Origin of the sequence: Chitinophaga sedimenti, from assembly GCF_023156195.1 — a bacterium.
GTDB classification, from domain to species: domain Bacteria; phylum Bacteroidota; class Bacteroidia; order Chitinophagales; family Chitinophagaceae; genus Chitinophaga; species Chitinophaga sedimenti.
In genome coordinates, this window is sequence record NZ_JAKUKA010000001.1 from 3,408,140 (window position 1) to 3,426,315 (window position 18,176).

General features: G+C 50.2%; 18 protein-coding genes and 2 pseudogenes. 7 read left to right on the top strand and 13 right to left on the bottom strand.

Translation table 11 applies throughout. The annotated features are described in order from the left end of the window. Positions 1–9: 9 nt before the first annotated feature. From MKQ70_RS19395 to MKQ70_RS19405, 4 genes are all read right to left on the bottom strand, one after another. Complete coding sequence (locus tag MKQ70_RS19395) at positions 10–396, bottom strand: hypothetical protein (RefSeq protein WP_248073576.1); 387 nt, start codon at positions 394–396, stop codon at positions 10–12. After that, positions 396–620 (bottom strand): AtpZ/AtpI family protein, encoded by a 225-nt coding sequence (locus MKQ70_RS42430; RefSeq protein WP_372490000.1) that lies wholly within the window; start codon positions 618–620, stop codon positions 396–398. The genes MKQ70_RS19395 and MKQ70_RS42430 overlap by 1 nt, the downstream gene beginning before the upstream one ends. After that, positions 577–1,008, bottom strand: coding sequence for a bactofilin family protein (locus MKQ70_RS19400; protein ID WP_248073578.1), 432 nt, complete (start codon positions 1,006–1,008; stop codon positions 577–579). Before MKQ70_RS19400 ends, MKQ70_RS42430 begins: the two co-directional genes overlap by 44 nt. Before the next feature lie 175 nt (positions 1,009–1,183). Next, on the bottom strand, positions 1,184–1,495 hold the full coding sequence (locus MKQ70_RS19405; RefSeq protein ID WP_248073580.1) for a hypothetical protein: 312 nt from the start codon (positions 1,493–1,495) through the stop codon (positions 1,184–1,186). Between the two features lie 232 nt (positions 1,496–1,727). Here MKQ70_RS19405 and MKQ70_RS19410 point away from each other — a divergent pair, with 232 nt between their 5' ends. The 5 genes from MKQ70_RS19410 (at position 1,728) to MKQ70_RS38950 (ending at position 7,193) form a co-directional block, all read left to right on the top strand. Then, complete coding sequence (locus tag MKQ70_RS19410; RefSeq protein WP_248073582.1) at positions 1,728–1,976, top strand: hypothetical protein; 249 nt, start codon at positions 1,728–1,730, stop codon at positions 1,974–1,976. Between the two features lie 26 nt (positions 1,977–2,002). Continuing rightward, the gene (locus MKQ70_RS19415; protein WP_248073584.1) at positions 2,003–2,218 is read left to right on the top strand and encodes a hypothetical protein; all 216 of its coding nucleotides are present in this window, start codon (positions 2,003–2,005) and stop codon (positions 2,216–2,218) included. Continuing rightward, on the top strand, positions 2,188–4,668 hold the full coding sequence (gene porW / locus MKQ70_RS19420) for a type IX secretion system periplasmic lipoprotein PorW/SprE (protein ID WP_248073585.1): 2,481 nt from the start codon (positions 2,188–2,190) through the stop codon (positions 4,666–4,668). Before MKQ70_RS19415 ends, porW begins: the two co-directional genes overlap by 31 nt. A gap of 79 nt (positions 4,669–4,747) precedes the next feature. Next, entirely contained in the window at positions 4,748–6,676 is a 1,929-nt protein-coding gene (locus MKQ70_RS19425; RefSeq protein WP_282456610.1) for a transglycosylase domain-containing protein, read from the top strand. After that, a complete protein-coding gene (locus MKQ70_RS38950; RefSeq protein ID WP_308199085.1) occupies positions 6,579–7,193 on the top strand; it encodes a penicillin-binding transpeptidase domain-containing protein in 615 nt (204 codons plus the stop codon). The genes MKQ70_RS19425 and MKQ70_RS38950 overlap by 98 nt, the downstream gene beginning before the upstream one ends. A gap of 47 nt (positions 7,194–7,240) precedes the next feature. On the opposite strand, the pseudogene MKQ70_RS19430 reads toward MKQ70_RS38950, so the two are convergent. The 3 genes and pseudogenes from MKQ70_RS19430 to pyrG form a co-directional block, all read right to left on the bottom strand. Continuing rightward, a pseudogene (locus MKQ70_RS19430) lies at positions 7,241–7,959 on the bottom strand (M20/M25/M40 family metallo-hydrolase). Then, complete coding sequence (gene yidC / locus MKQ70_RS19440) at positions 7,925–10,105, bottom strand: membrane protein insertase YidC (protein WP_248073588.1); 2,181 nt, start codon at positions 10,103–10,105, stop codon at positions 7,925–7,927. The pseudogene MKQ70_RS19430 and the gene yidC overlap by 35 nt, the downstream one beginning before the upstream one ends. 208 nt (positions 10,106–10,313) lie before the next feature. Then, positions 10,314–11,953: pseudogene (gene pyrG, locus MKQ70_RS19445) on the bottom strand (CTP synthase). A gap of 332 nt (positions 11,954–12,285) precedes the next feature. On the opposite strand from pyrG, the gene MKQ70_RS19450 reads away from it, so the two are divergent. After that, positions 12,286–12,765, top strand: a complete 480-nt coding sequence (locus MKQ70_RS19450) for an acyl-CoA thioesterase (RefSeq protein WP_248073589.1) — start codon at positions 12,286–12,288, stop codon at positions 12,763–12,765. 69 nt (positions 12,766–12,834) lie between these two features. Here MKQ70_RS19450 and MKQ70_RS19455 read toward each other — a convergent pair whose 3' ends face one another. The 6 genes from MKQ70_RS19455 to MKQ70_RS19480 form a co-directional block, all read right to left on the bottom strand. Continuing rightward, positions 12,835–13,473 (bottom strand): HD domain-containing protein, encoded by a 639-nt coding sequence (locus tag MKQ70_RS19455; protein ID WP_248073590.1) that lies wholly within the window; start codon positions 13,471–13,473, stop codon positions 12,835–12,837. 129 nt (positions 13,474–13,602) lie between these two features. Next, on the bottom strand, positions 13,603–14,040 hold the full coding sequence (locus tag MKQ70_RS19460; RefSeq protein WP_248073591.1) for a precorrin-2 dehydrogenase/sirohydrochlorin ferrochelatase family protein: 438 nt from the start codon (positions 14,038–14,040) through the stop codon (positions 13,603–13,605). A 96-nt stretch (positions 14,041–14,136) separates the two neighbouring features. Beyond that, positions 14,137–14,913, bottom strand: a complete 777-nt coding sequence (gene cobA / locus MKQ70_RS19465; protein ID WP_248073593.1) for a uroporphyrinogen-III C-methyltransferase — start codon at positions 14,911–14,913, stop codon at positions 14,137–14,139. Positions 14,914–14,950: 37 nt separating this feature from the next. Next, positions 14,951–16,060 carry a hypothetical protein gene (locus MKQ70_RS19470; protein WP_248073595.1) on the bottom strand — a complete coding sequence of 370 codons (1,110 nt, stop codon included), beginning with the start codon at positions 16,058–16,060 and terminating at the stop codon, positions 14,951–14,953. Continuing rightward, entirely contained in the window at positions 16,033–16,503 is a 471-nt protein-coding gene (locus MKQ70_RS19475) for a hypothetical protein (RefSeq protein WP_248073599.1), read from the bottom strand. The genes MKQ70_RS19470 and MKQ70_RS19475 overlap by 28 nt, the downstream gene beginning before the upstream one ends. Continuing rightward, positions 16,500–17,069 (bottom strand): ferredoxin-like domain-containing protein, encoded by a 570-nt coding sequence (locus tag MKQ70_RS19480; protein WP_248073601.1) that lies wholly within the window; start codon positions 17,067–17,069, stop codon positions 16,500–16,502. Before MKQ70_RS19480 ends, MKQ70_RS19475 begins: the two co-directional genes overlap by 4 nt. Positions 17,070–17,444: 375 nt before the next feature. Between MKQ70_RS19480 and hxpB the strand changes: the two genes are divergently transcribed. Continuing rightward, the gene (gene hxpB, locus MKQ70_RS19485) at positions 17,445–18,101 is read left to right on the top strand and encodes a hexitol phosphatase HxpB (protein ID WP_248073603.1); all 657 of its coding nucleotides are present in this window, start codon (positions 17,445–17,447) and stop codon (positions 18,099–18,101) included. Positions 18,102–18,176: the final 75 nt, after the last annotated feature.

An 18,176-nucleotide genomic window follows, 5' to 3' on the forward strand; every position in this document is an offset into this window, starting at 1 on the left:
TCCAGTCCTTTATTGCTTACGCCGCAGTAATTTCTGCAGGCTAACGGTCTCAAAAACAGTATAAACAAAGTAAAAGCCCATCAACATAAAGATGGTCGTTTTGCTGACATTTTTCCGGTTCACCAGCACATAAATACCGATGCCCACCAGGCTCAACATCAGCTTGGCAAGCGTGGAAGCATAAACGCTGCGCACGAACGCCAGGTTGTTGTCCTGCGATACACCCCTGCGGGTGATGTTGTAAGAAAATGCTGACACAGCTGCCAGTAACGCATTACCCGCGGCCAGTACCCATATGTTATTCCCTCCGCTCTCCAAAGCGCCTTTAAACCCAAAGATCAAAGCGTTGAGGATGGCGAAGATGGAAATCAAATTCCAAAAAAATCTATCGGTCATTATTTGCTGGTATCTTTTACAATTCGCCACAAAAGTAGCGCTATTGCCAGTAAAGACAAAACGATCATAAACAGTGGGAACCGCATATGGGCCCACTGATCAATTTTATAGCCAACAAAAAGTGCCAGACCGATCATGGCAATGAGCTGGAAACCCAGCCCAATGTAACGCAGGTAAGCGTTATACGGTTTCTTGCTGGACTTCTGTGACGCGGGATCTTCCATTTTTATTTTCCTTGTTGTCTGCGGGCGCCTCACTAGCCTCCATGTAGCAGCGGCCGTTAAACTTGGCCGTTGGCTCCATTTCGAAATGCAGGGTGTAAATGTCGCCCTTGATTAATGCATTGCCTTTCAGGAACAGCAGGTCTTCTACTTTAATGATGCCGGTAACTTTACCGAGAATATCCGCGCTGTTGCAGATCAAATCACCCACGATTTCGCCTTCGGGTCCTACCACGATTTTTGCTTTGGTGGAAACGAGTCCATTTACCTGCCCGTCGATACGGATATCGCCATCGCAGTCGATGTCGCCGTTAATGGTAGTGCCATGGCCGATGATGTTGATGTTGGAGGAAGGCACTGCACCTTCGCTTTTTGTGTTACGGTTAAACATAGGTCTCAAAGGTTTTTCTGGTTAAAATATTGATTCGCTGTTAAGATAGTAATTTTTTCTAACATATAAAGAGAGATTAGTTCTGTTTGGCATCAATAGGTACTGTTGTCCACTTTGGGCAATTTCAACATGTTGGTATCCAGTTTCATAGGTACATTGCCGTTAATCACTTGTTTCATATTATCCGGTATTGGTCCCGGGCGATCACGGCCTTTTGCAGGGAGTCGGTTTTTATTTTCAGTTGCATGAACTCTTTGCGCTGCTTCAGATCGCCATACCCCGGAATGTAGTAGCGTAATGGTGTAAAAACCACTGTGGCTACCGTAACCGCTACCAGGAGTACGAAAATTGTACTCATGGCTACGTATACACTCATCCTGGATAAACGGAATGCTGTTACCTCTTCGTATGTATCATCATTCATGATTACCAGGCGGTATTTGTGCTTGAGCCGCTCAAAGTTTCTTTTGTTATCTGCCGCAGGCATATTTTTTTCTGATGTGGTTAAATCCGGGGAATTTACCCGGGCGGATAAAGTTAAACAATTAATCCGGCGCGAAGTAAAGAAAAAAATTATCCTATCTTTAAAATATTTATCCATCATATTTAGTTAAATATATTAGCTTTTATATTTCGCCCTTAGCATACATGAATTGCTACAAATCTCTATTCTTACGCGCCTGCATCGCCGGCTTCGTTTTAACAGGCACCGGCTTCCGGTGGTGAATGCTCAAAACCAGACCGGGAAAAGCACCCCCAAGCCGGACGACCGCCGTACACCGGCTGAAAAACTGGCCGCCAAAAAGTTCGATTTCCGTCGTAAAGTGTACCAGAACCTGGTTACACGGTACAACTATTATTATAATGCTAAACTGAAGCTGGAAAATACCCTCAAGGGCATCCAGCAACAGCAGCAGGAAAATTATAATAAACTCCTTCCCTTTACCCGTACACCATCGAATCGCTGAACCTCAACGACGGCGAGCTGGACTCGGTGATCCAGAAAGGATCGCTGGCCGTACAACTGCACGACCCGCGCGGTAAATGGATCGATGACTGCTACCTGCTCATCGGCAAAGCGTATTATTATAAACGCGATTGGGAAAACGCTACCGCCACTTTCAAATTCATCAACACTGTTTTTGCTCCTAAAAGAGAAAGGAGAAAGACCTGGAAACCGTGGTGGGCAAACAGCAGGACGACCGGATGACCATTGCCTCCCGCGAGAAAAGGAAAGGATTCTTCGGCCGCTTCAAACACAAGCTGGCCCGCAACGACGCCTTCATGTGGCAGATCAAAACTTACCTCGAAGAAGAAAAATATGACGAGGCGCAAGCCCTGTTCAACGTACTGGAAGCAGACCCTAACTTTCCGAAACGCCTGCAGCCATTGATGCACGAAATCAAGGCCTACGGTTTATACAAGCGTGAAATGTATGCCGAATCGGTGGACCCGCTCAAATTGGCGATCGAGGGCAGTCATGATAAAACACAAAAGGCCCGCATGTCGTACATCCTGGGCCAGTTGTACCTGAACCAGCGCAAAGCCGATTCCTCCATCGCTTATTTCCGCGACGTGATCCGCCTGAAACCGGACCCGATGATGGACTTTCATGCCCGCCTGGAAATTGCCCGTGCCAATATCGCGGCCAGCGGCGGCACAGTGGAAGAAAGCATCGCCGCGTTACAGCGTATGTTGAGGAAAGAGAATTTTATTCCTTACCGGGATGTGATTTATTATACCATGGGCGCCATCGCTTCGGGCAGCAACCCGGAAGCTGCGGTCGACTTCTGGCAGAAAGGCCTGAAAGTGGAAAGCACCAACCTGATGCAGCGCACCCTTACTTATAAAGCCATTGCCGACCTGCAGTACAAACAGCGCAACTACACGGAAGCCAGGCGCTGGTACGACAGCACAGCCGCCATTATGGGCGAAAGCTTTGCCGATGCCGAAGAAGTAAACGCCCGTAAAGATGTATTGGGCGACATTGCCGCTAAAATTGCACTGATCCATAAAGAAGACAGCCTGCAGCAAATTGCCGCACTGCCAGAAGCCGAGCGCAATGCGCTGCTGGAAAGGAAGGTGAAAGAATTACAACTCGCCGCCGCACGTCAGAAACAGCAGGAAAAGAACGAGGAGTTGCGCAGTGCTTCCAATCAACCCTTCAACCCGAACCTGAACCGCTTTAATAACTCCGGACTTGTACCGGGCCAGGAAGGCTCCGGCGACTGGTATTTTTACAACCCGGCCTCCAAAGCCAGCGGTTATGCGGAATTCCGCCGCCGCTGGGGAAACCGTAAACCAACGGATAACTGGCGCCGGGCCCAAACCGGTGTAGTGCCCGATGTAGCGCAGGTACCCAACAGCCCGGATTCTACCGCCACCGAAGGCGAACGAGCCGCCGCGGCCATCGACCGCCTGCCGGCCGACAGTCTTACCGCCGACATCCTGCGTACCGCCCTGCCGCTCACGCCGGCCCTGGTGGCGCAATCCCGCGAGCGCCAGATGGACGCCTGGTACGACCTGGGCAAACTGTACCACGACCGCCTCGACAACTACCCGGATGCGATTACCGCGTACGACACGCTGCTGATGCGCTATCCCAATCATCCGAAACGCGCGGAGATCGCGTATTCGTTGTATGTATGGAATAATAGAATTAACCGCGCCGATAGAAGCACGCCTTACAAAAACATTGTACTCAACGAATTCCCGAATACCAATTTTGCGGCAATGATCCGCAGCGGTGGTGCCATCAACGACGCATCGGCCGAAACCCGCAAAGCTGTAGCCAAACTGTACGGCGAGGCTTATGAAGCCTTCCAGGCGGGACGCTATGAGGATGTAACCGCCAAAAAACACCTGGCGGATTCGGTATACGGATTCAACTACCTCCGGGGCAAATTTGACCTGCTGATGGCGATGACGACCATTAAAACCGGCACCGAAGAACAAGGCAAAGCCGCTATACAGGACGTGATCAATAAATATCCTTCGGATGATGCACTGCTGTCGCAGGCCACGGCTATACAAGGCGTATTGAACCGCAAACAGGAGATCGTCGGGTACCTGAGCAACCTGCAAACCACGGTGAGCAGGGATTCCACCGGTAAAATAGACGAGAACATCAGTATCCGCTATCCCTGGCAGACCCCGCAGCCGAACCTGGTAGACAGCGCCGCCATCAAAAAGGCGAAAGCGGACTCCCTGGCCGCCGCCGCTAAATTAAATGTACCACCGCCCGCTCCGGCCAAACCCGTTACGCCGTATAAGCTGACGGACGAAAAATCGGCTACCAGTACCCCACATTTTGTAGTCATGACCTTTAAAAGAGTAGATAAAACGCTGCTCGATGAAGCTTTGGCACAATTTGCGCGGTATAATGCCGAGAAACACGCGGCCGATAAAATTGAGGCCAGCAGCTTTGTACTGACGCCGACAGAATTAATGTTGATTTTCAGGCTGTTCCCCGGAGAAGAGCCCGCATTTAAATACTACGATGAAGTCCGCAAAGATGCAGCAACCACAATTGTACCGCGTATCAGGCCAACAGAGTATTCCTTCTTTATCATTTCAAGGGAAAACTTCATCTTATTGAATAGTACGAAGGACCTCGAAGGGTACCTGAAATTCTTTAAGGAAAGCTACTATACAGAATAAGCTTTAACAGCGTTTTAGTAGTAATAAGTGATATTTTTCAATAGTTTTGCGGAACTGTTGCACTAAATTTTATTTTAATATGAGTAAATCCTTGAAACCGACGGTGGATAAGGTGAAGAAGAATGCAGTCCGGATTTTGTGGTATACCGTTTTTGGCGGTATCGGCCTGGTAGTGCTGCTGGTACTGCTGATCAACTTCCGGATTATCGGGAATATGCCCTCTATTGACGATCTCGAGAACCCGCGCGCGGCACTCGCCTCGGTAGTACTGGCCGACGATGGCTTTGTACTGGGTAAGTATTACGAAGTAGACCGCTCCAACAGCGAGTATAAAGATATTTCTCCCAATGTGATCAAAGCCTTGATCGCTACGGAGGAAACCCGTTTTTACGAGAACTCCGGCATTGATGCGAAAGCTACTTTCGCGATCCCCTTCTATTTATTGATGGGCGAAAAACGTGGTTCCAGTACTATTACACAGCAGCTGGCCCTGAACCTCCGCAACGACCGCCTGAATACCGACCGTGCGCGAAACATTTTCGCCCGTGGTTTTGAGAAACTGGAAGAATGGATCGTAGCCGTAAAACTGGAAAGGAATTTTACCAAAGAAGAAATCCTGACCCTCTACCTGAACACGGTAGGCTTCGGCGATAATGTATATGGCATCGAAAACGGCGCCCGCACATTCTTTTCCAAAAGTGCCGCTACGCTTACGGTAGAAGAAGCCGCCGTACTGGTGGGCATGCTGAAAGGCAATACCCTTTATAACCCGAAGCGTAACCCGCGGAACGCGCTCCAGCGCCGTAACACGGTGATCGACAACATGCTGAAGGAAAACAAGATCACCGCCGCCGAAGCTGCTACCGCCAAAAGCAAACCGATCGTACTCCGCTACAATAAAATAGATCACAATAAAGGTTATGCGCCTTACTTCCGTGAAGTACTGCGCGATGAGCTGAAAACCTGGTGTAAAAATCATACAAAGGCCGACGGCAGCAATTATAACCTGTATCGCGATGGCCTGCGCATCTACACCACCATCAATCCCCGTATGCAGCTGTATGCGGAAGAAGCGGTGGCCCATCACCTGAAAGATCTGCAGAAGATATTTTACCAGCAGTCCAACATCAAATCCGGCAGCGTCTGGAAAAAATGGGATAAGGAATTACAGAAACTGGTGAAACAAACCGACCGCTATCGCAACATGAAGGCAGAAGATGCTTCTGACGAAGACATCGCAAAAGCTTTCAACACCAAAACGGATATGAAGATCTTTTCCTGGAAAGATATCCGTAACTCCGAAGCCAACGAAATGGATACGGTAATGACGCCACTCGACTCGCTGAAATACATGCGTGCCGTGCTGCAGGCCGGCTTCATGGCCATGGACCCGGAAAGTGGCGAGGTAAAAGCCTGGGTCGGCGGACCGAACTTCTTTTATTTTAAAAATGATCACGTTAAAAATATGCAACGCCAGGTGGGTTCTACTTTTAAACCCTTCCTTTACACCTTCGCGATCATGAACGGGATGTCGCCCAACACGATGTTGCCAAACGAACCGATCGCAATCGGCAACTGGCGTCCGAAAAACTCCGAAGGCAGCACTGGTGGCAGCATTACCATGGCCGGCGCACTGGCCAAATCGTTGAACCTCGTATCAGCGTACCTGATCCGCGAACTGACCGCAAAAGCCTTTGCAGACTTTGCACAAAACAAGATAGGCTTCAAAAGTAAAATTCCCGAAGTGCCTTCCATCGCACTCGGTTCTGCGGATATTTCTTTATTTGAAATGTTGCAGGCATACACCATGTTCCCAGGCCGCGGTTTTAATACCAGGCCGATTTACATGACCCGCATCGAAGACCGTAACGGCAACATCCTCGGAAACTTTTGCCAGCGAAAAACGCGAGGTGATCAGCGAAACAGAAGCCTATACCATGGTGAAAATGATGCAGGGTGTGGTAGATTATGGTACAGCAGCACGTGTGCGCAACCGCTTTGGCATTAAAGGCGAGGTAGCGGGTAAAACCGGCACCACCAACGATAACACCGATGGCTGGTTCATTGGCTACACGCCACAGCTGCTCGCTGGCGCATGGGTAGGTTGCGAAAACAACTTTATTCATTTCTCCTCGACCGCAAACGGCCAGGGCGCCAATACCGGTCTGCCCATATGGGCTTACTTCTTCCAGAAAGTGTATGAAGATAAAACCCTCGGTATCGATCCGAATTCTACCTTCCCCATTCCGCCGAATATGCGCAGTGACCTGTACCTGAATTACGAATCGAACGTTGAATCGGGCGCAGAAGCAGAAGATGTGGGCAATGGCGGCGCTACCGATTACGGCTACCCGGCAGAAGATAATCCGTACGACGATCAGCCGGCGCCGGCTACCAAACCCGCCGAGAAACCGGTGCAGCCTGCTAATCCGGCCCCGAAACCGGCACAACCGCAGCAACAACCGGCTACAACGCCACAAACACCCAAGGCGACTTATCCGCCTAAACCGGGAAAAGGAAATTAATTATCTGCATAAAGAAAAAGCCCGCTACAGCAACGTAGTGGGCTTTTTTATTTTGATTCGCCAACATACGTCAGCTTCTTATATCTCATCGCATTGTCGAGCAACTGCAATCCCAACCGGATAATCGCCGCTTCCTCATTGGCTTTCAGCTTCTCTACATCGTCGGTGGGTTTGTGATAATCATCGTGCCCGCCCGTGTGAAAGAACATCACTGGTACACCAGCCACGAAGAAACTACCGTGGTCGGAGCCACCCTTCCCGGCCGCATCCGTAAAGAATTTAATTCCCTCTTCTTTTACATCTTTGAAGATAGCAGGCCATTCCTGCGCACTGCCATATCCGCCAATGCCTATGCCGCGTTCTTCGTTGTAACGACCGATCATATCCATGTTCAGCATAAAATGTACTTTATCCAACGCCATCGTGGGATGCGCTACATAATACTTTGAACCTTGCAGTCCCAGCTCTTCGCCGCCAAAGGAAATGAACAGGAAGTTGAAGGGTTCTTTTACGCCGTTTTTCACGTAGTAGCGGGCGAATTCAGGAGGCCGGCTACACCGGAAGCATTATCGTCCGCCCCATTGTGGATCTGCCCAACCGGGTACTTACCATCGAATAAACCCGCGGTGCCCAGGTGATCGTAGTGCGCGCCAATGATAATCGTATAGGCAGCACCGTTATCAAGGTAGCCCAGCACGTTGCGGCTCGGAATATCTTTATGGCTGTTCTTATCAAATGTAAAATCCTCGGAAGTAACTACCGGCATTGCCCGGCTGTAAACCCAGGGCTTTAAACTGTTTGGCTACCCAGGCCGATGCCTTGCGGCTGCCTTTTTCCGCCGTGCCCCTGCCCTTCAGCTTCTCCGAAGCCAGGTAGGTTACATGCGATTTGATCCGCTGGGCGGAAGGCTGGTAGTCCTGCCCGAAAGCGGCGCCGGTGTACATGGCCGCCAGCAGCAGGGCAAATCCTGTCTTTCTTAACATAATCACTGTTTTTCTGATCCTGTAAAAATAAAGAAGGCTCCCGTTAAAGGAGCCTTCTTCAAAATAAATGTGGTAATTATTTTTGCGTTGCTGTTGCTGTTGCGCTTTTTGCATTTCAGCCAGCTTTTCCGCCCATTTGCTTTGTGTTTTCGGCTTCTTCTTGTTCTCCTCGATCTGTGCGTGGATTTTCGCGTGGTTGATCACGAATTTCTGCAACGAGAACTGCAGCAGGATGCTGATCACGTTGGAGAGGAAGTAGTAGAAGGTAAGCGCCGCGGCCAGTTTGTTAAAGATACCGAGCAGCATGATAGGGAACACGTACGGCATGTATTTCATTACCGGGTTGCTCTGATCCGTCATACCCCTGTTGTAGAACGCCAGGATCAAACTCGTGATCGTCATCAGCAGGGTGAACAGGCTCACGTGATCGCCATACAAAGGAATCTGGAAACCAATGTTCAGGATCGAATCGTAAGTGGAAAGGTCTTTTGCCCACAGGAAACTTTCCTGGCGCAGTTCGATGGAGGACGGGAAGAAGCTGTACATCGCCACCAGGATCGGCAGCTGCAATAGGGCCGGCAAACATCCGCCAAGCGGACTAACACCCGCACTGCGGAATAGGTTCATTTGCTCCATACCAAACTTCTGCTGGTCATCCGCGTATTTGGCGCGGAGCTCGTCCAGTTCAGGTTTCAGCACTTTCATTTTAGCCTGCGATACATAACTCTGATAAGTGAAAGGCAGGATAAGCAGGCGGATAAACAACGTGAGCAGGATAATGATCAGGCCATAATTGCCGATAGAGCCGCTCAGGAAGTTAAACACCGGGATGATCACCCATTTGTTCACATACTTTACGAACGCGAAAATGCCGGAGCCCAGGGGAATAATGCTCTCCAGGCCGTTGTCGAACGATTTCAGCGTTTTATAGTGGTTAGGACCGTAGTAGATATCGATCGGGAAAGAGTACTCGGCAGCATGGTCGTAAGGCAGCGACAAAGTGCTCATCTGCTCGCCCACTACATTCGCGCTCTGCGGCACCGAGGTGGTGATATCCGCTGCTGCGAACTCTTTCTTCGGCATCAGGGTGATGTTGAAGAACTGCTGTTTAAAGCTGATCCACTGAAGTTTATCCAGTTTCTCGTGGCTTTTGTTCTGCAGGGTAAAGTAATCATGAGATTTATCGGTGGTGCGGTAGTGCACCTGGTTGTTCATCCGCTCAGACTGCATATCGTGCTCCTGTTTGGTCATGCGGCTGTTCCATTGCAGGGGAATCGTGTTACCCGCAATCAGTTGCTGCATGCCCACGGCGCGAATGTTGAAATTCACCACGTAGCTGTCTTTCGGCAATGTATAGATATACTCGAGATATTGCGCGGGGTTGGTGGTATTGAGGCGGTAAGTAACTACCTGGCTGCCATTTGCATCGGTGCTGATCTGGCTGCCTGCAAAATACAGGTCGCCCGTATTCACCGGTTTGCCATTTAATGGCAGGGTGAGTGACAGGCGGTTGTAACTGCCAGACTGCAAATCCAACGGCTGGCCGTCAGAGGACAGGAATTGTTTGGTCGCTTTAACGCCTTCGCCCTTAAAAGACTTTACCCTTACCAGTTTCGGCTGACCGCCTTTGTTGGTCAGTTCGATTCTTACCAGTTCGTTTTCCAGCACCTGTACCTGTTCGGTACCTACAGCTGCATTGGCCAGTACGCCAAAATCGGCTGCCAGCGCGGCAGAATCAGCGGCAACAACGTGCCCGGCAGAGTCAACTACGGTTTGGGCTTTTACTTCTTTCGGTCTGTTCAGCGCTTCTATAGAATCCTTGCGGTGTTTTTCTTTTTGCGCTGCAACCTGGGTCTTATTGTTGTAAACAATGTACCCTACCAGCAGTGCGCCCAAAAGCAAAAACCCGATGATCGAATTTCTGTCCATGAAATGCAATTAAAATTTAGGCAGCAAAGGTAACGAATAAGGCAGGAAAAGGCGAACGACGGGGTAGAAAAAAGGGGGATTTAAGCGGATTTAACGTTTCGGCCGGGAATTCTTCCTATCTATTTAAAAATCAATCAAATAAAAAGGGAGAAAAGATATGATCCTTTCTCCCTTTTATTATTTTGACGGTGTGATTAACCGTGATGTACTATTTTTCGTCCGTAATGGCCAGTTTTTCGTTGCGCGCTTCCGCTGTTTGCTTGGCCGCTTTAACAAAGCTGACGAAGATCGGGGCAGGCGCTTCCACGGTGCTTTTCAGTTCGGGGTGGAACTGGCAGCCCACAAAGAAGGGGTGACCGGGGATCTCGATCATTTCTACCAGGCCGCTTTCGGGGTTGCGACCGGAGAGTACCAGTCCGGCGGATTCAAACTGACCAATGAAGTCGTTGTTGAACTCGTAACGGTGACGGTGACGCTCGGTGATAGCGGTAGAAGCATAAATTTCAGCAGCTTTTGAACCTGGTTTCAGGTCGCAGGCGTAAGCGCCAAGGCGCATGGTACCGCCTTTCGCTGTTACTTTCTTCTGCTCTTCCATCAGGTTTACCACTGGGAACGCCGTTTCCGGGTTCATTTCCACGGAATGCGCATCTTTTAAGCCTACTACGTTGCGGGCGTATTCTACCACGGCCATTTGCATACCCAGACAGATACCGAAGAACGGCAGCTGGTTTTCGCGGGCATACTGGATGGCGGTAATTTTACCTTCGATACCGCGGTGACCGAAGCCCGGTGCTACCAGCAAACCATCGAGGTTCTTCAATTTTTCCGCTACGTTTTCCGGCGTGATGTGCTCGGAGTGAATATTTTGTACCACCACTTTGCACTCGTTCATAGCACCTGCGTGGATGAATGATTCCAGGATGGATTTATAAGCATCCTGCAACTCCACGTATTTGCCGATGAGGCCAATGGTTACTTTCGATTTCGGGTATTTCAGCTTATCGAGGAACTCGCGCCATTTTACCAGTTCCGGCTCCTTTTCTACCGGCAGGTGCAGGCGTTGCAGTACGGTAACGTCCAGTTTTTCGCGCATCATCTCGAGGGGAACTTCGTAAATGGTGCTTACGTCGTTCATTTCGATTACTGCTTCGATCTTTACGTTACAGAACAGTGCGATCTTCTTTTTCAGATCGCGGTACATCGGCTCTTCGGTACGGCAAACGATGATGTCCGCATGTACGCCGTACTCGCTCAGCAACCTTACGGAGTGCTGTGTAGGCTTGGTTTTCAGCTCTTTTGCAGCGCGCAGGTAAGGGATGAGGGTAAGGTGGATCACCGGGCAATCTTCTTCGCCCAGTTCCCATTGGAGCTGACGAACCGCCTCAATATAAGGCAGCGATTCAATATCGCCCACGGTACCACCCAGTTCGGTGATGATGATGTCGAATTTATTGTCTTTGCCCGGAGCAGGATCCTGCGCTTTATTTCGTCGGTGATGTGCGGAATTACCTGTACCGTTTTACCCAGGTAAGCGCCTTCGCGCTCTTTGTTGATAACGGTCTGGTAAATACGGCCGGTGGTAACGTTGTTGGCCTGGGAAGTAGGTGTGTTGAGGAAACGCTCGTAGTGACCGAGGTCCAGGTCGGTTTCAGCGCCGTCTTCTGTTACAAAACATTCCCCGTGTTCGTAGGGGTTGAGTGTTCCCGGATCCACGTTGATATATGGATCAAATTTCTGAATTGTCACTTTTAAACCGCGCGCCTGCAATAGTTTTGCCAGCGAGGCAGCTAAAATTCCTTTACCCAATGAGGAAGTAACACCTCCCGTAACGAAGATATATTTTGCCATAAAATAATTGTTCCCGAAAAAATACTTGACCTAAAGAGGAAGCTGGACTGAATTGGTGTTTTGTCAAGTACATTTACTTCCGCAGGTCATGCAAAGTTACAATAATTTGCTGTTCAGCCAAGCGGGGTTTTCATAAAGGTGTTGAAACGCATTTCCCGATCGGCTACCATGGCCGCTTTCCGGTCACTCATTTGTTAATAACTTATATAAAGCGATTTTACTGGGCACCCGGCGCAGCGGGAATTTCCATTTCCTTAACGTAATTTCGCCCCCGAAATATATACCAAACAATGACGCTTTCGCCGAAAACCGCACAGCAATCACTTATTCAAATGACGGAACTCGTGCTTCCGAACGATACCAACACTTTTGGCAACCTCATGGGCGGGCGTTTAATGTACTGGATGGACATTGCCGCGGCCCTCTCCTGCATGAAACACTGCGCAGCCCCGGTAGTGACTGCTTCTGTAGATAATATTTCTTTCGAAAATCCCATTAAGCTGGGCAACGTGGTACATATAGAGGCGAAAGTGAGCCGCGCCTTCAATACTTCCATGGAAGTGCATATGAAAGTATGGGGCGAAGATCCTGTGCAGCAATACCGTTATAAATCCAACGAAGCGTTTATGACCTTCGTGGCGCTGGACCCGAACGGCAACTCCCGCCCGGTACCGCCTATCCAGGCTCAAACAGAGGATGAGATAAAATTATTCGATGGTGCGCTCCGCCGCAGGCAGTTACGCCTGATCCTGGGTGGTAAAATGAAACCGGCAGATGCGGCCGAACTGCGCGCCCTGTTCACGGAACCATAATTAAAGGACCAACCGCGGAAGTGTGCGCAACGGCGGCTGAAACGCGGTTCCAAAGCTGATTTCCCCATCTTATTCCTGCCCATCCCACTCCTGGTAAAACCGGTCGAGGAACTGTTGCATAAACTGATGCCGCTCCTCCGCCATGGCTTTGCCGGTTGGCGTATTCATACGGTCCTTTAACAGGAGCAGTTTTTCGTAAAAGTGATTGATCGTTGGCGCGGTGCTACTCTTATACTGCGCTTTCGTCATGTTCAGATCGGGCGCTATGGCCGGATCATACAAAGCACGGTTCTTAAAACCGCCATAGTTAAAGGCCCTCGCGATACCAATCGCGCCAATCGCGTCCAGGCGGTCGGCATCCTGCACCGCGCTCAGCTCCGGCGAGCTGAAAGTGGCCGCTTCTTTCCCTCCTTTAAAAGAGATGTGGCGGATGATGTTTTCCACGTGGTCCACCACGGCAGGCTCTACCGACAGTTGCAACAAAAACGCGCGGGCCTTTGCCGGTCCCACTTCGTCGTCGCCGCCATGAAACTTGGAATCGGCAATATCATGCAGCAGCGCGCCCAGCTCAACCACAAAAATGTCCGCCCCTTCTTTTTCAGCGATCTGTTTCGCCGCCTTCCATACCCGGTAGTGCCACCAGTCATGCCCGCCTTCCGCGCCGGCCAGTTCCTGTTTAACGTATGCGATGGTTTGTTCGATGATCATAGCCGGCAAAATAATACAAAAAAGCCGCCCCGGATAACCGGGACGGCCTATCATAAACCTTTAAGCGAAAATATTATTGTTCCGAAGGCTTTTCTTTAACCAACACCGAAGTGATGCGGTTCAACTCCTTCACCTTTTCGTTGAAGTCGCCTTTGAGCCGGTCACGCAGCAGATGCAGCTTTTGCAACACCTCTTCCAGCGCGTCGGGCAATGCCTCTGGAATACTTCTTTTAATCTTTTAGCGACGGTGGGCGATTTGCCATTGGTACTGATCGCAATTTTCAGGTTGCCCTTGCGGACAATGGAACCGAGGTAAAAATCGCAAAGTTCCGGCGTATCGGCCACGTTGATCAGTATGCGGGCGGCTTTCGCCTTTTCCCAGATGCAGTGATTCAGTTCGCGGTCATTCGTAGCGGCAATCACGAGGTCTTTGCCAAACACATCGCCGCAGGAAAAGGCTTTTTGCACCAGCTCCACATCCGGGTAATGCTTCACGAGCTCCTCGAGTTCGTTGCTGAACCAGGTGGCCACCACCGTAATGCGGGCGCGCGGACTGTTCGTCAGCATCGCAAACACTTTTTCGTGGCCAATATTCCCCCTCCCACTACTAACACCTGTAGCTGGTCTAACTAAAAAACACCGGGAATAACTGATTCTCTTCCATTATACTGCTAGTTTATAATCTTCCGCCAGTTTGTTCTGCAGCGCCTGGAACGCCTCGTGGAACCTCACCACTTCGCCGATTACGACGATCGCGGGATTGGTCAGCTGGTGTTCGAAGGCTATTTTAGGCAGGTCGGCCGCAATGCCTACACCAATTTTCTGCGTAGGTAAGGTACCATTCTGGATAATAGCCGCCGGTACCGATCCGTGACCAGCCGCTTCGTATATACCTGCGATCTGTTCCAGTTTTTTCATGCCCATCAACACCACCACCGTTGTATTCGCCTGTATCGCATACTCCAGGTCGCGGCTTAGTTTGCCGTCCTGCGTGGTGCCGGTAATGACCCAGAAACCTTCGCTCACATTGCGGGCGGTTACCGGGATATTATTAATACCGGGAACCGAAATCGCACTGCTGATACACGGAATCACTTCCGTTTTGATGTCGTATTGCTGTGCATAGGCAATTTCTTCCGAGCCGCGGCCAAACACGAAGGAGTCGCCTCCTTTCAGCCGTACCACGTTACCGAAAGTTAATGCATATTTTACAATCATCCTGTTGATTTCCGACTGTGTATACACATGCATTCCTGCGCGCTTACCTACAAAGCGTTTCAGGCAGTTGGGCGAAGCGTGTTCCAGCAGTTCGTTGTTAGAAAGGGCGTCGTAGAGGATCACCTTTGCCTGCTGAATGGCTTTCAGTCCTTTCACGGTAATCAGTTCCGGGTCGCCGGGACCGGCGCCTACTAATGTCAATTTGGGCTGAATCGGTAACATGTGTTGGTCGTTTTACAGGTGGATAATTGATAATTGTTTAGACAGTAGCCCCGGCAGTCGCTTCGGTTTTAGCCTGGCGATACTGCTGTACTTGTTTATAGAACGCCTGGGCCTGTGCAAAGTATTGTTTCGCAAAGCTTTCGGTGGGTTCATGTTGATTGATCTGCAGCACCAGTGTTTTAAAGTTGCCGATGCTGATTTTGCCGGTTTCCACGAAATGTTTTTCAAAGTCGTTGATGATGCCGTGCTGCGTGTTACAGTTAATATTCTCGTCCAGCAGCAAAGCTTTCGCAGCCTGTACGAAGGAAGAATAAGTGTGGTAAATACCGTCAGCCCACTGGCTGTTGCCAAACGCTTCCAGCGCCAGTTCGTGCTTTTCTTCGGCTTCGAACAGCAGGGTCGCGATCAGGTCGATCACCACGCCGGCACACTCGCCCACACCGATCGCGGTAGCGAATGTCTGCGCCTGTCCCCAATCCACGAAGTCGTCGTCTTTCACAGCGCCCAGGTCGGCCAAAGGCTTCAGCAGGTCGTAGAAGTAACGTTCGCCTTTGCGGTCGAAGTAAGCGTTAAACAGTTCACCTTTTTCGCCGTTGGCTTCGTAGTCGTGCAGCAGGCTGCGGAGTACATCGGGACCACGGCGGCTTGGTACTTTAATTACCTTATCGGCTACACGACCTTCGCCGTCGCCGACAACACCACCGCCAAGTAGTACCTGCAGCGCGGGCAGTACCTTCCCAGCGGCTTTCATAGAACTGCCATGGAAGCCGATCTGCGCCATACTGTGCTGACCGCAGGAGTTCATGCAACCGCTGATTTTTATTTTGATATCGTTGTTGTACACTAAATCCGGGAACTCGTTTGCGATCACATCCTCCAGTGCCGCGGCAATGCCGGTGCTGCTGGAAATGGCGAGGTTACAGGTGTCTGTACCGGGACAGGCCGTAATATCCGCAATGGAGTCAAAACCGGCAGCAGCCAGGTTATGCTCGTCCAGTACAGCAAACACATAAGGCAGGTGCTCGGGTTTGATGAACTTCAGCAACAGGCCCTGGTTCACGGTTACACGGGTATCATCTGAAACGACCGGGCGCAGTTGCTCAATGAGCGCGCGGGAAGTTACAGAGCTGATGTTACCGAGCGGCACACGGATATAAGCGCCATAATACCCTTTCTGTTTTTGCTCGAAAGTGTTCGTCGCTTTCCATGCTTCGTATTTTTCGGATCACGAACGGTGTACGCAGGCACCACGGCGTCGGCCGCGGGCAGCGCAGCGTCGGGCCATGCCTCCGCATCTACATGAACAGATTTATGCTTAATCGCTTTGTATTCTTCTTTCACCAGGCGATCAAATTCCTCGAAACCAATTTTCTGGATCAGGAATTTAATACGCGCCTTATGGCGGCTGGCCCTTTCACCATGACGGTCGAAAACACGCAGTACGCTTTCAATATAAGGAATCAGCTCATCTGCTTCCGGGAACTCGAAGCCCACTTTCGCCAGCATCGGTTGTGCGCCCAAACCGCCTGCCACCATCACTTTAAAGCCTCTTACTTCTTTACCGTCCACGATGCGGATCTTCGGGATCACGCCCGGTCGTGCATAAACGCAAACGCGGTATCACGGTCGCTGGAGGAAAAAGACATCTTGAATTTACGGCCCATGTCCCGGCAAATCGGGTTGCGCAGGAAGTAACGGAACGTTGCATCGGCATAAGGCGTAATGTCGAACGGCTCTTCCGGATCAATACCGGCCTTGTCGGAAGCCGTAATGTTACGTACCGTGTTGCCGCAGGCCTCACGGATGGTGATATCGTCCAGTTCCAGCTTAGACCACAGTTCCGGGGTACGTTCCAGGCTCACGAAGTGGATCTGGACGTCCTGGCGGGTAGTCAGGTGCAGGTTGCCGGTGGAGTATTCGTCAGAAATATCGGAAATGCGTTTCCACTGTTGCAAAGTCATTTTACCATACGGCAGTTTGATGCGCACCATCTGCACACCTGGCTGGCGCTGGCCATATACACCACGGGCCAGTCGGAGACTCCGAAACTTTTCGTCGGGAATTTGTCCCTCACGGAACTGGCGGATCTTCTTTTCCAGTTCAATGATGTCTCGTTCGACTAGCGGATTTTCCAGTTCTGTTCTGAAGCTTTGCATTGATAATGAGTTTTTGCGTCTACAATTGAAAATTCACAACGTTTCGTGGTCTGCCGTGGTAATAAAAAACCTCCGCGTGTAACACCGGAGGTTTCTGCTATTAAAGGCTATAATTTGTATAATTATCAGAAAAACCTCCCTACTCTGTTGATTTCCAACAGTTGCACATATATGTTGCTGTATTATTAATACCCATTTCCTATCTGTTTAGTAGAGTAATACAAAGATAGCCATGTAGGGAAGAATTCCAAAAATATTTTCCCTGAATCGTGATAAAAAATAAGAATGCTCCATAACTAAAAGTTATGATGACAATAGCGTGTGGTTGTTGCGGGCAAAGCGGCGTATCTTTGCGGCGCAAAAAAGAACGCAATTATGATCAATTCGGTGATTTTCGATATGGATGGGCTGCTGGTGGATTCGGAGCCGTTGTGGGGGCTGGCAATACATGAAGTGTTTGATACAGTGGGTGTTAGCCTAACCCCGGAGCTGACTTCGCGGACAACGGGCTTACGCACCAGGGAGGTAGTAGAGTACTGGCACGATCATTTTAAGTGGGATGGCAAAAGTACCGAGCAGGTTACTTCCGAGATCATCGAAAGCGTTACGTCCAAAATCCTTCACAGGGGTGAAGCGATGGAGGGACTCTCCTACATCCTCGAATTTTTTAAAGACCGCGGCTTTAATATTGGCCTGGCGTCGTCTTCCAATATGAGCATCATTTCTTCGGTACTCGATTACCTGCAGATCCGTCCTTACTTTAAGGCGATCATTTCCGCTGAGTTCGAGCCTTATGGCAAGCCGCACCCGGCCGTGTACCTGTCTGCCGCCCGCGAACTGGGCGTTAGTCCGCTTCATTGCATCGCCTTTGAGGATTCGGTAACGGGCATGACGGCCGCCAAAGCCGCGCGCATGAAGGTGGTAGTGGTACCGGAGCATCATAACCGCAACGATAAACGATATGCGCTGGCCGACGTACAGTTGAAATCCCTGCTGGACTTCAACGACCACGAACTGGGCAAGTTAAGATAGTTATTTACTCGCTTTCTGAATATTCTTCAGCCGCCGATGTGGTCAACACTTCGGCGGTTTTTTCTTTACTCCCCC